Genomic DNA, 15,937 nt, shown 5'->3' with positions numbered 1-15,937 from the left:
AATGAGCAAAGTAAATCCTATCAAAATCTATTTTTTAGATAACTTTGACTCATTTACATACAACCTTGTTGATGAGCTGACGATGCTTGGCTGCGAACTGGTTGTTTACAGAAATAACATTAGCGCTGAGGTTATTTTTAACAAAATGCGTCAAGAGCAAGGCCAAGTGCTATTAGTACTTTCGCCAGGTCCTGGCACACCAAGCGATGCAGGCTGTTTAATGGAGCTTATTGAGCTCTCTAAAGGTCACTTCCCAATGCTAGGCATTTGTTTAGGCCAACAAGCATTAACACAAAGTTACGGTGGAGTAATCGGTCACGCGGGTGAAACCGTACATGGTAAATCTTCAATTATTAATTTAGATGAGCATCCTGTATTTGATGGTATGGGCAATACAATGCCAGTTGCGCGTTATCATTCATTAATGGCAACAAAAGTGCCTGATAATATTAAGGTAATTGCCCAGTACGATGATATCCCTATGGCTATATACCATCATGATGACAACGCATTGGGTTACCAGTTTCATCCAGAATCAATACTAACGCCAAACGGCGCAATGCTACTTCAGCAAAGTGTCGCTTACTTAACACGCGCTAAATAAAAGAGGACATTATGAGTACACAACCAGAACAACCCATAAATGTTCAACACGCTATTGAGCAACTAATTACGGGGCAATCATTAAGCTACGCAGACGCCAAAGCGTTTTTTGATGAAATAATGCAAGGTAATATGAGTGAAATTGAGCTAACCGCTCTACTTATAAGCCTTAAAATTAAAGGCGAAGTAAGCGACGAGATTGCAGGCGCTGCGGCCTCAATGCGCGAAAACGCCGTTGCTTTTACTACCACCAGTACGCAACTTGCCGATAGCTGTGGCACTGGTGGCGATGGTTCTAACACAATTAATATAAGTACAACGGCTGCTATTGTAGCCGCTGCTGCCGGTATTAACATGGTAAAACACGGTAATCGCAGTGTATCGAGTAATTCAGGCTCAGCCGATTTACTCAAAGCACTGGGCATTAATATAGATATGAGCCCAGAGCAAGCGGCAAAATGTCTTGAGCAAACCAATTTTACCTTTTTGTTTGCACCGCACTACCACAGTGGCGTACGCCATGCGATGGGCGTGCGTACAGCGCTTAAAACACGCACTATTTTTAATATTTTAGGCCCACTTGCTAACCCAGCGGCACCTGATGTGCAATTGTTAGGTGTATATAACGAAGCGTTGTGTATGCCAATGGCACAAACACTTAAAACCCTTGGCACAAAGCGCGCGATGATTGTTCATGGCTCGGGCACTGACGAAATAGCTCTACACGGCCCAACAACGGTAGTTGAGCTAAATAATGGCGAGATAACACAGTACACACTAAACCCAAGCGACTTTGACCTTGCAAACTATTCACTTGAACAACTCGCTGGTGAAGGCCCACAATACAACTCAAATGCTAGCCTCGCCATCTTGCAAGGCAAAGGCACAGATGCACATAATGCTGCTATTGTGGTTAACGTAGCTGCCCTTTTATACCTAACAGGTAAAGCAGAAACGTTAAAAGAAGGGGCGCAACAAGTGCAAAAATTATTAAGTTCAGGGCAAGCCATGAACACGTTAAATGAAATTATTGAGGTAAGTAATGGCTAACGTATTAGACAAAATTGTTGCTGATAAAAAGTTAGAGCTAATTGAAAGAAAAGCCACGCGTCCGCTTGAAAGCTTTAAGCATCTTGCAGTGCCTACAAGCCGTAGCTTTTATAAAGCGCTTGCAGCACCTGGCACACAGTTTATTTTAGAGTGTAAAAAAGCATCTCCTTCAAAAGGGTTAATTAGAGAGCCGTTTGATTTAACTGAAATCACATCGGTGTATAAAAAATACGCCACCTGCATGAGCGTGTTAACTGATGCTAAATATTTTCAAGGCAGTTTTGATTACCTCGAATTTGTGCGCAGCCAAGTAGAACAACCGCTTATCTGTAAAGACTTTTTTATAGATGAGTACCAAGTGTACATGGCACGTATTTATGGCGGTGACGCTATATTACTGATGCTTTCGGTACTAGATGACGAAAGCTATAAAGCACTGCATGCAGTTGCTGATTCACTTAATATGTCGGTATTAACCGAAGTAAGTAATGAAGAAGAAGTACACCGTGCACTTGCGCTTGATGCACAAATCATTGGCATTAATAACCGCGACTTACGCGATTTAAGCACCGATTTAGCCACTACCGAAAAACTACGAAAGCTTATTCCAGCTAATAAAGTGGTTATTTCGGAATCTGGCATTTACACCCATCAAGACGTGAAACGTTTAGCTCCTCTATGCGATGGCTTTTTAATTGGCAGCTCACTTATGGGCGAGCGTGATTTAGAGCAAGCATGTCGCCGTGTGATTTTAGGTGACAATAAAGTATGTGGTTTAACGCGAACTCAAGATGCACAAGCGGCATATAAAAACGGTGCTGTTTATGGTGGTTTAATTTTTCATCCTAAATCGCCACGCTATGTAGATTTAGATTGCGCAAGAGAACTGAGCCAAAGTGCACCACTTAATTTTGTGGGTGTATTTGTCGATGCCCCAATTGAGCAAGTAGTTCAATACGCAAGTGTGTTAAAATTAGCGGCAGTACAATTACATGGCCAAGAAAGTGACGATTACATTGCTGTGTTGCGTACACAGTTACCAAACGACTGCGAGATTTGGAAAGCACAAGCAATAAAAGATGCATTGCCCACACCTGTAAGTGGAGTTGATCGTCATCTTTACGATACGCACAGCGATACTCAAGCCGGCGGTACAGGTAAAGCATTCGATTGGTCAGTGCTAAGCGATGCAACTACACCGTTTATGCTCGCTGGAGGCTTAAATCCAGACAATATTAAAGATGCGCTTTTAAAAGGTGCCTTAGGCCTTGATTTAAACTCAGGCGTTGAAGAATCTGCGGGTAAAAAGTGCCCTAACAAATTACATAATGCTTTTACGAGCATCAGAAATTATTGAGGTTAAAATGCAAAATCCAGCTTATTTTGGCGAGTTTGGCGGTATGTTTGTACCCGAGTTACTTGTCCCTGCGCTTAAGCAGTTAGAAAACGAATTTAACAAAGCACAAAAAGATCCTGAATTTCAGGCAGAGCTAAGTAAATTATTAAATGAGTATGCGGGTCGTCCTACCCCACTTACTTTAACGCGCAATTTAGTTAAAAATCCAAAAGTAAAACTGTATCTAAAGCGCGAAGACTTATTACACGGCGGCGCGCACAAGACGAATCAAGTACTTGGCCAAGCGTTACTTACTAAGCGCATGGGTAAAAAACAAGTTATTGCTGAAACCGGTGCCGGTCAACACGGTGTTGCAACCGCGCTTGCATGTGCATTACTGGGTTTAAAGTGTCGTATTTATATGGGCGCAAAAGACGTTGAACGTCAGCAACCTAACGTATTTAGAATGAAGTTGATGGGCGCAGAGGTTATTCCGGTAACCGCAGGGTCTGGCACATTAAAAGATGCCGTAAACGAAGCGCTACGTGACTGGTCAGCAAACTATCAAGACGCGCATTACTTGCTAGGTACTGCTGCGGGTCCTCACCCATTCCCAACAATTGTACGTGAGTATCAAAAAATTATTGGTGAAGAAGCCAAGCAACAAGTCCTTAAAGCCGAAGGTCGTCTACCTGACGCGGTTATTGCCTGTGTGGGCGGTGGTTCAAACGCAATTGGTATGTTTACCGACTTTATTGATGAGCCAGGCGTTAAATTAATTGGTGTTGAGCCCGCTGGTAAAGGTCTTGATACAAATGAACACGGCGCAACAATTTGTAAAGGCACTAAAGGTATATTACACGGTACTTATACGTATATTATGCAAAATGATGATGGCCAAATTGAAGAGTCTTACTCGGTATCTGCTGGTCTTGATTACCCAGCTGTTGGTCCTCAACATGCATTTTTACACGAAACTGGTCGCGCGCAATACGTTGGCATTACAGATACTGAAGCGCTAGATGCGTTTCAATCACTTGCTAAAAATGAAGGGATCATTCCGGCACTTGAATCAAGCCATGCGTTAGCTTATGCACTTAAGTATGCAGAAGAGCAAACCGAACAAAGCGTTATAGTTATTAATTTAAGTGGTCGTGGCGATAAAGATTTAGCACACGTTCACAATGTACTATCTGAAAGAGGTCAGCTATGAGCCAAGTAAAAACGGATCGTTACGGCAAAATGTTTGCAGCGCTTAACGAGCAAAAACAAGGTGCATTTGTACCATTTGTAACAATTGGCGATCCAGGCAAAGCGCAAAGCATTGCGATTATTAAAAGCCTAATTGACGGCGGCGCTGATGCGCTTGAGCTTGGTATTCCGTTTTCTGACCCAATTGCAGATGGACCAGTAATACAAAAAGCGAATATTCGCGCTCTCGATGTGCACATTAATACACAAGATTGCTTTGATATTATTAAAGAAATACGTGAGTATAATGCCGATATCCCAATTGGTTTATTACTGTATTCAAACCTTGTGTTTAAGCGCGGTATAGAAGCATTTTACAAAGATGCAAAAGCGGTAGGCGTAGACTCAATTTTAGTGGCAGATGTACCGCTACATGAATCTAAAGTATTCAGAAAGTCAGCAATGGATAACGGTGTAGACCCAATTTTTATTGCAACACCAAATGCCGATGACGACACACTTCGCCAGTGCGCCTCTTACGGTCGTGGTTACACGTATTTACTATCGCGCGCAGGTGTTACCGGTACCGATACTAAAGCACAAATGCCAGCGGGCAACATTGTTACTAAATTAAAAGAATACCACGCAGCCCCTGCTCTTTTAGGGTTTGGCATTTCAACGCCAGATGATGTAAAAGCGGCTCTTAATGCAGGAGCAGCCGGTGCTATTTCAGGCTCTGCTGTGGTTAAAATTATCGAAGCTAACCTTGATGATTTACCGGCAATGACCGCTCAGTTGAAAGCTTTTGTAGCCGATATGAAAGCAGCTACATCGCTATAAGGTAACTCGGGCGTGTTTTATACGCATTAAAAAAGGGCATTTAAAATGCCCTTTTTTGTTTTTTAAAAAGCAACTTAGTGAGCTTGGTGTTTACCCTCTAAAATCTCTTCAATAAATTTAGCATTAAATGCTTCTAAATCGGCTGGGCTTCGGCTTGTTACTAAGCCTTTATCTACACATACTTCTTGGTCGACCCAATTAGCGCCTGCATTAATTAAGTCGCTTTTAATACTTGGAAAAGAGGTAATGGTGCGGTCGCGCAATTTATTAATTTCAGCTAGTAACCACGGTGCATGGCAAATTGCAGCAACGGGTTTGTTTTTTTCTGCGCCAAAAAAGCCATCAATAAATGCTTTAGCATCTTTATCTTGGCGTAAACTGTCTGGGTTAAATAAACCACCAGGAAGCATAAGCGCGTCATAGTCAGCGGGATTTGCGTTCGTGACTAGTTTATCTACTGTTACTTTATCGCCCCACTTGTCTTCATCCCAGCCCGTAATTTGGCCTTCTTTAATTGATACTATTTCGATGTTTGCACCGGCATCAAGTAATGCGCTGCGTGGAGATAACAGCTCACTTTGCTCAAATCCATCAGTGGCTAAAATTGCAATTTTTTTGCCTTGTAAACGTGTGCTTGTTTGTAATGTACTCATTGAGATCTCCTTTTTCTTGAAAAATATATTCGAAACACATAGTTAAAAAAGCACAATGCATGCCGAAAACAAGCGCTTGAAAATAAAGGAGTTAATCTAATTGAAGTTTATAGTGCTATGTAAATCATTTAGACAATATGAATAATCTACATAAACAAGATACAGCACAGGTTTGGTACTCGATGATTAAATACTGAAGCTTCACTTCTCGCGCGAGCAAGTTTGGCGCCTACAACTAACGCTCGGCATTATGCTTATCCTTGTAGGCGCGCAACTTGTTGGCGTTTAAAAACACAGTTTTTATGATGGGTGATTAAGTAATTAGAAGCTGCGCTTCTCGCGTGAGCAAGCTAAACGCCTACAACTCATGCTCGGCATTATGTTTATTTTTGTAGACGCACAACTTGTTGGCGTTTAAAAACGCAGTTTTTATGAACTGTGATTAAGTAATTAGAAGCTGCGCTTCTCGCGCGAGCAAGTTTGGCGTCTACAACTAACACTCGGCATATGTTTCTTTTTATAGACGCACAACTTGTTGGCGTGATGGGCAAAGCCCATAATTTTATGTTTAATAGCTCCAATCAAAGCTCAATCAACGACCTAGCTAAATAATGTTATTTAAAGCAGATCTTTTAACGCTTTAGCAGGCTTAAAAACCGCTTTATTTGCGCCTTCTATTTCAATAGCTGCGCCTGTTTGCGGGTTTCGCCCAGTACGCGCTGGGTAATAACTAAGTGCAAAAGTCCCAAAGCCATTAATTTGAACCTGATCACCCTCAGAAAGCGATTTAGTAATTACTTTTTGCAAGCTTGAAAGTGCCGCAAGAGAATCTTTTTTTGTTAATTCACTTTTGTGTGCAATGGCAGCAACGAGTTCTGCTTTATTCATTTTAGGCTCCTAAATACACGCCAAATCAGTGTTAGTTAAGCGTGGGAATATGATGATATAAAAAGTACCAAACCTAATTGGCAATAAAGCCACGCAGGCTAAGGGTTACAGGGCAACAAGTCAACCTTGTAGTTGCTAAGCTTTATGTGGTAAAAAGCCTTTGACTCTTTTTCGTATAATTTAGGTAGACTATGCACGCATTAATTGAATACATTCCACTCATACTGTTTTTTGCAGTTTTTAAGCTAGTCGATATTTATTGGGCTACCGGTTTATTAATGGCCACTACGCTTATTCAAGTTACTTATAGCTACTTTAAACATGGTTCTGTGCCAACTCGTCAGTGGGTATTTTTCGGCATTGCTGCTGTGTTTGGTACGTTAACGCTGGTACTTCATGATGAGCAATACATAAAATGGAAAGCAACGCTGATTTACGCAGGTTTAAGTTTAACGTTACTTGTTAGCCGTTATGTACTTAAAAAAAATCTCGTTAAAAAAGCGCTTAGTTCAATACTTGAAAATGCTAATGATACAAAACAAGCCATTGTAGTCCCAGATCCGTTATGGGATAAGCTTAACCTGATGTGGGTTGTAATTACTGCTGGCATCGCAGCGTTGAACATTTATATTGCGTATAATTTTTCGCTCGACTTTTGGGTCAACTTCAAAGTATTTGGTTTAATGGGCATTACCTTTGTGAGTATTTTTGCCACTATTATTGCCTTGTACAAATACCTCCCTAATGAAGAAGAACCAGTAAAGTAATTTATAGATAACTAATATCGTCATAAAAATGTCGTCTTTGCTTGTTAGTTTGTAAAAAAAACAAGTTGAGACGACCTTGAACGCCAATCAATACCGCTGGTTTGAATTTACCCTCATTTTTGTATTGCTGCCTTTGCTGGGCTTTGTATTACGCGAGCATTTAGCTAACTGGCTTATTCCTGCGCTTATTATACTTATGAGTGTGTGTTGTATGTTGCTACTGGGCGATCCCCATTTTAAACGTTTTAGACTCACAAGCCTTGGGCAGTTTTCTGCTATTAAAAAACGTGTGTTTAGCTTCTTTTTTTTAGGTGCGTTGTTTTCAGGTATGTTTTACGGGATTATTCATCAAGGAAACTGGTTTACCCTTCCCCGCAACTCGTTTAATGATTGGCTTTTACTGTTGTTGCTCTACCCAATACTGTCGGTTATTCCTCAAGAGTTAATATTCAGAACGTATTTTTTTCATCGTTATAAGCGCATCATGCCCAAAAAAGCAGTCCGTATTCTAGTTAGTGCGAGTGTATTTGCGTTGGCGCATATTGTGTATGCAAATTGGATTGCAGTAGGTTTGGCATTTTTAGGCGGACTACTGTTTGCTTATACCTATGCACAAAGCCGCTCAACCGTCGTGTGTGTTATTGAGCATAGCTTATGGGGGCTTTGGATGTTTACACTCGGGATCGGCAGCTACCTTGATTCAGGCGCATTTAACTAATATAACAAGCAATAAAAAATCCGATACTAGAAAACTAATATCGGATTTTGAATATTTCTAAAGCCACTTAACTAATCGTTAAAACGCTTCTTAACTGTTCGGCCTTAAGCGAATGCTAGGCGTTTAAAATATTTAATCAAGTGGTTAAAATAATGATTCAAACTCACCATTTGGAAATAAAACACCAGGAATACCACGTACTGCAGTAACATCAGCTAGTTTAGTATCACCAAAATATAAACCGCCACTGTAATTACGACCCTTTTGCTTTACATCTAACCAACGTCCATTTTCGCCTTTCGCTATTAGATTAATGTTGCCACTAACATCACGAATACGTAAATCTAACGCACGATTTTTTATGCTAACAAATATATCTGTAGAGGTAAGTTCTGATAAGTTTTCAACATCGCCCACGTAAGCAAACTTAAAATCGCTTGCACCACTTAAAGGAAAATCTAATTCAAAAGTAAATGCTAAATCATCGTTGTCTTCACCAATAAAAGGCGAAGCCTCTACTGCTGTGATATGAAATGCAGTGTTTTGAATGTCGCTCACGTAATCACCATTAAAATCAAAAGTAGATAACGTTGTAGACTCTTCACCTAATGAATTAACAAAACGATTTAAGTTTAGTGATAAATCGCCTTCAAGTTTACCAGCGGCTTTATTGATAATTACATTCGTAGTTACCTGTGTAATACCTGTATCGGCTTCTGGGTTTAATTCACTTTGAGCCTCTATGCCATCAAACTCAATCAGCAACTCACTTACATCAACACTTAATACCGTAGTACCATTTGTAACAGTAGCGCTCATTATACCTTCAATTTTATTACCTAGCACACCACTTACTCTAAATGTGGGAATTGATAAATCAATTGTTATAGGTAACTCATCATACGTGCCAGTTATAGCCCAAGTATAAGGTGATTGGCTGTAATCAATATCTAAGTCACGAAGTTTATACTGTCCTGATGGTGTAGAGCCATCAGCTAGTGGTGAATAATTTGTAATAACTTCGTTTAAAGCATTAGTAAGTGCATCAAGGGTTCTTTGTGTGTCTTCATCAAACGCATCTTCAAGCTCAGCAAATTTTACGTCTAATTCATCTGAATAGCTTTTTTCTTGAAGTCTTGCAGCACCTATAATATTTCGTGTATCAACAAGTAACTCTCTTGAATCTAAGCTTTGAACTTCTGTTGATCGAGCCTGCCAATTTGTAAATGTAGTTACACTTGCGATCGTTTGCTTAACTTGACCTGCAACGTTTGGTAGTAATCCATTACCTTGGTCGCTAAATAAGTTATCTGTAACATACTGCGCTGCTAAATCGCTATAATCTTCCCATGCCTGTTGGTCAGTCTCTGAGTTAGTAAATGCATTAAAAGCACTTTCAACACTAAACGTACTATCAGCAACACCAGCTAAAATTGCTGCGTAAGTAAATGCATTAGTAACCATTTCTGCTTCAACACTTGCATTTAAATTGCTGTGCGTTAAATGATAAAAAGGCGTGGCTGATAAACTAGCTTGCGTAGCACTAAAGCCTTCATCTGTAATTGCTTTACTTAATGGCGATAAATAAACCGTATTTACACCCGGTGCACTAAATGCATCTGCTTTGTAATTAAGAGTAACGGCTGTCAATTCTTGGTAGTCGATTAAACGGTTTGCGTTTAAGTCATTTACATCACCACGGACTGTTCTGCCACAACCTGTAAAGCGCGGACAAGGTAGAGCCATATCACTCGGTATAAACTCAAAACTATTAAAAGTAAGTGGAGTTACACTTACACTCACAGTATTAATGTTTTCGACTTCAATTGATTCTTGCACCACCCCATCGCTATCTAAAACATTAAGCGTGCCCTGTGGTGATTGCCAATTAGATACATAAAAACTCACAGAAGAAGATGTAGCAATTTCACTCACTGCAACAGATTCTGAACTGTCACTGTCTGATGAAGAACCACAACCTACTAATGCAATAGCTACCCCTAAAGGTATAATTTGTTTTAACATCTTCATTCCTTAAAACTTAATGTTCACGTACCAATTCACATTCGCATAATAGGCTTTATCTAAATCTAGGCTATCAGTTTGTAAATTAAGACCAAAATATTCGTTTTCTATACCAACTAAAAATGCTTCACTTTTTGTTTCGTAGCCTGCTTGCACTCTCCAATGATCCCAAAAGTGAATACGGCCTTTTAATTGGCTAAACGTGTCTTTGTCGTATCGTTTTAAAGTTAACTGAGTTGAAAACCGATCGTTTATTCTGTAATCAGCAAATGCTTGTAGACGCATTTCCATTTCGAAATCATGAGATACCGTATTTCCAAATGCAGATGTTTTTAATGAAACTGTTGGCTGAGTAATAATATCGCCGTTGTCATCTTCGCTAAATGGAATTTCAGTAGTTTGCCCTTTTACGGAGCCACTGTCTTCATACTCTGTTTTATAGAGCAAATCTTTTACGCTAAAGCCAACCTGAAGCTCATCGTTTACTTGCCAATCAGCAAAAATATCTAGGCTATAGCCAAGGCCTTCAGGTTTTTCTGAAGGTGAAAACTTTTTAAATAATATATCTTTTGAAAAGTTGTAATCAACCGTTACAGCACCTTCAACTTCATCACTATAAATTTCACCATTTACAATCGCGTCTTGATAATGCGAGCTAGCAAAAACAGATAGTTTAGGTGTTATTGTTAATGCATTTTTATCTAAAAATTTAAAGTCATAAGATACAAACACACCATTAGAGGTTGCTTGTTTAGCATCAAGGTAATAAGTATAAAATCTGTCTTCAAACTCTAAATCATTTTTTTCAGTATGGGTATATTTAGCTGTATCAGGATCAAAGTTAAGAACATAGTCGTAACGACTCTGTAAACCTACTTTAAAATTACCGTAGCCAACACCTACTTCAAATATATTATAGGTAAATGCACTGTCACCCGATTTTAATGGTGCATCAAAATCATCTACAAAGGCTTGTACTGGTTGTGCTTCTGTATAAATTTCTGCGTCAAAATGAGTAAATATTTGAAATTGGTTATCTGCGGAAGCAAGAGGAGAAATAAGAGCTGTTGAAAATCCTAACAAGAGAATTTTTTTTTTCATAATTTGATCGCTTTCTATAAAAAAAGGGAAAAGCATTGCTTTCCCCTTTTATAGTTTAAATATTACTTAGATGAATCAATTAAATCAACATCAGTGTAATCAACTACATCACCATCAATGTAAGTAATTGAAAGACCATTAGTTGTTTTAGCTGCAGTACCAAAAGACATCATCATCTCATTGTACATAGCCATAACGTCACCAGTGTAACCTGCACTTTCATTACCAGTAATAGACAATGTGTAACCCATTGCATTATTTACTGTAATATCTAAAGCACTTGCTTCTTCCATGTCGCTGTCGATGAATGTAGTCATTACTTTAAAGTCTACATCACCAGAAACACCCTCTAATGTAATAGAGCCTGAATCTGTTGCATCATCAGCAGTAAGACTTAACATACCAGTAAAGCCAGAATCGCCATCCATGATTTCAACATGGTTAGTGGTTTCAGTCATTAAGATTTCTGCATCATCTACATTATCAGCCGTCACTGCGCCATCAAAAGTAAATACTAAACATGAATCAATTTGAGTAGCATCAATAGTTCCAGCGGCAAATTCAACACAATCTGTAAGTGCTTGTGTTTGTGTATCAGCAGTAACAAGCTTAACTGAAGCGTCATTTTCACCTACTAGCGTAGCACCCCAAGCAACAACAAGCTGATTGTCTTGATAAGATGCAGCTGCGCTGATCATCTCACCTGTAGTCGCATTGCTAAGCATTAGCGTAAGATCATCTAAATTATAAGCATAATCCCAATCAGCATTACGAGTTGAAGTACCTGTACCTGAGTTATTACCCATTTCAGCTAATTCATCAATTACGTCGGCAAGAACGTCTGCTGCATCGATAACCGCTTGACCACCAGTGTTAGTAAGCACAGTCATTGTCGCTAAAGACTCTGATGTAGCTTTAACAGAAGTTAGTACTTCAAGTTTTGCAACTGCAGTTTCAGCAGCAAGCTGTAGATTATAAGCTGTTACAAATTGCTCGCTAGCTAGTTCACCTTGAGCTACAGCAGCTGTTTGCATAGCTGTAAGCGCATCAATCATTGCTTGTGCGCCTTCGCCTTCAAGTTCTAGGTAGGCATTAGCAGCAACAAGTGCTTGCTCAATAGCAATTTCAAGTGCATCAACAGCAGCAGCAAAATCAGACGCAGCAGTAACGGCAGTCATTGCAAGCTCAAGAGCTTCTGTTGCGTTTGCAGCTGTATCTACCATTGCATTTTCTGCGTTAGCAAGTGCGCTAGTAGAAGCCGCTTCAGCTGTGTCTGCTACTGATTTTTTCTCATCAGCAACGTCTGCAGTGTCTTCAGCAACTAATTTTGCTGCAGCAAGAGCAACATCAAACGTTTCAATCGCAGCTTCTGCTTCAGCTACTAGTGCAGCTAATGCTAAGTCGTATGCAACTGTGTCAGTTACAGCTACAGACGCATCTGTTTGTAACAACGTTGCAGAGTCAAGTATTTGTTGGTAATCAGAGCTTTGAGTAACTAAAGCATTTGCAGCAGTTACATAGCCTTGTGATTTAACAAAAATAGAACCCGCTTTAGCTGTTAAATCAGCTGTAGTAGCTTCGTTTTTAAGTAATGTAACAGCGCTTACAAATGCAGCTGCGTTATCAGCTGTAAGAGCGTCGCCACCCATTGCTTGAACATCTGCAAGTGAACTTTGAGCTGTTTCAATGTTCATTTCTAATGTAGTAAGTGCAGTTTGAGAAGCTGTAATTTCTACTGTTAAAGCAGCTGCTAGAGCGGTATAAAAGTCATCTCCAACTGTACATTCTGCGCCAGTACAACCAATTACTTCTAGTGCTTTTTTAACTTTTATTGCAGCGGCTGCAAGGCTCGCATCAGTTGCTGCACCATTTTTAACAGCTTTATCTTTAGCAGCTTTTGCTTTTTTAGCAACATCAGCTGAGTTAGCAGCGAATGCAACTATCTCACCAGCAGTAGGAGCTGGAATTTTTGCTGCGAAAGCGGCTTCTAATGCAGTTTTAATGTCATCTTCAGTACCAGTAGCAATGGCAACAAAAACATTTGCAGTATTTGTAATAGCTGTTTGTAACATTGTCGCTATTGCTGCAATGCTAGCATCAGCATTACCTTTAAACTGGCCTGATTTAATACCAGCTTTAATGCTGCTCATTACATCACCAATTGAAGGTAAACCTTGAATTGAAGATGAAAGCTGTGCAATTGCTAAAATACCGTCAGTAAGTTCTTCTTCGCCATCAACGTCACTTAAATCTACAGCGCCGCCGTTAGATAAATCACCAATAATAGCTGAAAGTAAAAGTGCAGCGTCTTGACCCATTACTTGTACAACAGTATCTAAGCTTGCTTTAGCAATTGCGTCTTCATCTACACTTGAACCTGAGTCAAGAAGAAGAGCCGCCACTAACGATGTTAAGAAAGTAACATTAGCTTTATAAGAAGCTTCTACATTAGCATCGCCTGCAGAACCACTTACTCCAGATGTATCTGCTTCAACAGCTGGAACAAATTTAACAACTGAAAGCTCTAGGTCAGTTTTGTACCATTCGCCAAACTCAATCGCAGTATCGCCATCATTTACGTCATCTTCTTCTGGCGCTACATCGTAATCGCCACAACCTACGTAAGCGTCACAACGTAAAAAGCTATCATCGCCTTCTGCAGACGTTTTAACAGTAATGTAAACTGGTCCAGTAAAGTCATCATCTAAGTAGATGCTGTAACGGCCGCTTTCATCAGTTAATACTTCAGGGTTAGCAGCAATTTTACTTGCTTCTACTGCAGCATCAGCAGCACTTTGTGATAGTGCTTCTTCAGAAAAAGACTCTGCTTCTGCTGAAGCAGCTGAGCGAAACGCAACAGGAACGCTTTGACCAGATGCATCTAAAGTCATTACAGTTACTACTGCACTTTTCATTGAACCTTTAACTGCTTTACCAGTTACTTCTATGTTGAACTGTGCATCACCTGTTGCAGTAAAAGCTTCTACAGGTGTAACAGGAATGTTTCTGTCATTGTCCGAACCACATGCTGTTAAGCCTAATGTAAGTGCAACTGAAGCTGCAATAGGTGTAAATTTGATCGTACGCTTTACCATTTATTTCTCCTTGATAGCCTGGAATGAGTATCAGAAATTAGTTTAGTTGATAGTGGCTTGTGTAAGCTTTTATGTTTAAAAAGCATTAAAAAAGTACACAATCATAACCTTTGTTACCAGAACATTAAAAATACCATTAAGCTATATAGTTATGCTACATATTTATACGTTTTATAGAAGTATTTATCTTTATTCTATGAGCTACTTCTTTATCAGCATCTCTATTATTCAATAACCTATAGACACTCATAAAGAACCAGCACATATTGATACAATATATTCACTTTATTAAATGAATATTACATACAATCTAGTTTGTTAATTATATTCTTCAAGTAAATGCGATGGATGAGAGCTAAAAAAGAGGATAATTCGAAAAATTAATGAAAAAGGATTGTTTATATCAAAGGTTAGTGGGTTTTACTTTAGCTAAGCAAACGTTTATAAAACTTGTTTACTTAACTAAAATAAATGTTTAGTTGTGCTTAACTTCGACACTGACTAGTAAGGCACTCTTACAGCCCCCTCCATTAATATGCGCGCACTACGGCTCATACTCGCTTTGGTAACTTGCCAATTACCTGCATTATTTTTAGCCTCAGCACCTACTTTTAGCGTACCTGATGGGTGACCAAAGTTAACTTCACTTAATGCGCCGCCACCAGCAGCTATATTTACGAGTGTGCCTTCAATTGCTGCAGCAGTGCCAATAGCAACCGCAGCTGTGCCCATCATGGCATGGTGCAGTTTACCCATCGACATAGCGCGTACGAGTAAGTTAATGTTTGCAGCCTCAATAATTTTACCGCTAGATGCTTTGTAATCTAAAGGTGCGGCAACAAACGCAACTTTAGGCGTATGTTGGCGAGCTTGCGCTTCACTAATGTTAGTAATTAAGCCCATTTTAACAGCGCCGTAAGCACGAATGGTTTCGAGCTTTTCAAGTGCATCAACATTATTATTTATATCGTCTTGCAGCTCTGTGCCGGTATAGCCAATATCAGCGGCGTTAATAAATACAGTAGGAATACCTGCGTTTATCATTGTTGCTTTTAAAGTACCAACACCCGGTACTTTTAAGTCATCAACTACGTTACCGGTTGGAAATAACGCGCCATCGCCATCAGCGGGGTCTATAAATTCAAGTTTTACTTCAGCTGCTGCAAAGGTAACGCCATCGAGCTCAAAGTCGCCGGTTTCTTGCACTTCGCCATTGGTCATAGGGACATGCACTAATATGCTTTTTTTAATATTAGCCTGCCACACACGCACAATCGCAACACCGTTATCGGGCACTCGGTTTTTATCGACTAAACCATTACTAATAGCAAAAGCACCCACTGCTGACGTTAAGTTGCCGCAGTTACCGCTCCAATCTACAAAAGGTTTATCTATCGCCACTTGACCAAATAAATAATCTACATCGTGATCAGTTTGCTCACTTTTACTTAGGATTACAGTTTTGCTAGTACTTGATGTAGCGCCGCCCATGCCATCCGTTTGCTTAGCATACGGATCGGGGCTGCCAATAACGCGCAGTAATAAATTATCCCGCGCCTCGCCTGCTACTTGAGCAGGCTTTGGCAAGTCAGTTAAATTAAAAAAAACACCTTTACTGGTGCCGCCACGCATATAGGTTGCAGGCACTTTAATTTGCGGTTTAAACATAA

At 39.8% G+C, this 15,937-nt stretch carries 13 protein-coding genes; 7 read left to right on the top strand and 6 right to left on the bottom strand.

Annotation, left to right across the window (positions count from 1 at the left end):
- The first annotated feature begins 1 nt into the window (after position 1).
- The 5 genes from WNY79_RS07290 to trpA are packed head-to-tail and all read left to right on the top strand — an operon-like array spanning position 2 to position 5,020.
- Positions 2–604, top strand: coding sequence for an aminodeoxychorismate/anthranilate synthase component II (locus tag WNY79_RS07290; RefSeq protein ID WP_342875511.1), 603 nt, complete (start codon positions 2–4; stop codon positions 602–604).
- 11 nt (positions 605–615) lie between these two features.
- Entirely contained in the window at positions 616–1,653 is a 1,038-nt protein-coding gene (gene trpD / locus WNY79_RS07285; protein WP_342875510.1) for an anthranilate phosphoribosyltransferase, read from the top strand.
- A complete protein-coding gene (gene trpCF / locus WNY79_RS07280; RefSeq protein WP_342875509.1) occupies positions 1,646–3,010 on the top strand; it encodes a bifunctional indole-3-glycerol-phosphate synthase TrpC/phosphoribosylanthranilate isomerase TrpF in 1,365 nt (454 codons plus the stop codon). Before trpD ends, trpCF begins: the two co-directional genes overlap by 8 nt.
- Positions 3,011–3,017: 7 nt before the next feature.
- Positions 3,018–4,202, top strand: a complete 1,185-nt coding sequence (gene trpB, locus WNY79_RS07275; protein ID WP_024599347.1) for a tryptophan synthase subunit beta — start codon at positions 3,018–3,020, stop codon at positions 4,200–4,202.
- Entirely contained in the window at positions 4,199–5,020 is an 822-nt protein-coding gene (gene trpA / locus WNY79_RS07270) for a tryptophan synthase subunit alpha (protein ID WP_170071056.1), read from the top strand. Before trpB ends, trpA begins: the two co-directional genes overlap by 4 nt.
- 74 nt (positions 5,021–5,094) lie before the next feature.
- On the opposite strand, the gene WNY79_RS07265 is transcribed toward trpA, so the two are convergent.
- Entirely contained in the window at positions 5,095–5,673 is a 579-nt protein-coding gene (locus tag WNY79_RS07265; RefSeq protein ID WP_342875508.1) for a type 1 glutamine amidotransferase domain-containing protein, read from the bottom strand.
- A 618-nt stretch (positions 5,674–6,291) separates the two neighbouring features.
- Positions 6,292–6,561, bottom strand: coding sequence for an HU family DNA-binding protein (locus WNY79_RS07260; protein WP_342875507.1), 270 nt, complete (start codon positions 6,559–6,561; stop codon positions 6,292–6,294).
- 191 nt (positions 6,562–6,752) lie between these two features.
- Here WNY79_RS07260 and WNY79_RS07255 point away from each other — a divergent pair, with 191 nt between their 5' ends.
- Positions 6,753–7,328 (top strand): inner membrane-spanning protein YciB, encoded by a 576-nt coding sequence (locus WNY79_RS07255; protein ID WP_342875506.1) that lies wholly within the window; start codon positions 6,753–6,755, stop codon positions 7,326–7,328.
- A 76-nt stretch (positions 7,329–7,404) separates the two neighbouring features.
- On the top strand, positions 7,405–8,046 hold the full coding sequence (locus WNY79_RS07250) for a CPBP family intramembrane glutamic endopeptidase (protein WP_342875505.1): 642 nt from the start codon (positions 7,405–7,407) through the stop codon (positions 8,044–8,046).
- Positions 8,047–8,190: 144 nt separating this feature from the next.
- On the opposite strand, the gene WNY79_RS07245 is transcribed toward WNY79_RS07250, so the two are convergent.
- The 4 genes from WNY79_RS07245 to prpF form a co-directional block, all read right to left on the bottom strand.
- On the bottom strand, positions 8,191–10,071 hold the full coding sequence (locus WNY79_RS07245) for a hypothetical protein (protein ID WP_342875504.1): 1,881 nt from the start codon (positions 10,069–10,071) through the stop codon (positions 8,191–8,193).
- 9 nt (positions 10,072–10,080) lie between these two features.
- On the bottom strand, positions 10,081–11,172 hold the full coding sequence (locus WNY79_RS07240) for a hypothetical protein (protein ID WP_024599342.1): 1,092 nt from the start codon (positions 11,170–11,172) through the stop codon (positions 10,081–10,083).
- 62 nt (positions 11,173–11,234) lie between these two features.
- Positions 11,235–14,267, bottom strand: coding sequence for a hypothetical protein (locus WNY79_RS07235; RefSeq protein ID WP_342875503.1), 3,033 nt, complete (start codon positions 14,265–14,267; stop codon positions 11,235–11,237).
- 501 nt (positions 14,268–14,768) lie between these two features.
- Positions 14,769–15,935 (bottom strand): 2-methylaconitate cis-trans isomerase PrpF, encoded by a 1,167-nt coding sequence (gene prpF, locus WNY79_RS07230; RefSeq protein WP_342875502.1) that lies wholly within the window; start codon positions 15,933–15,935, stop codon positions 14,769–14,771.
- Between the last annotated feature and the right edge of the window lie 2 nt (positions 15,936–15,937).

It is taken from the genome of Pseudoalteromonas sp. AS84 (assembly GCF_038900255.1).
Taxonomy (GTDB): Bacteria; Pseudomonadota; Gammaproteobacteria; order Enterobacterales; family Alteromonadaceae; genus Pseudoalteromonas.
The sequence above is the reverse complement of the archived record's forward strand: the minus strand, read 5'-3'. Positions and strand labels throughout refer to the sequence as shown.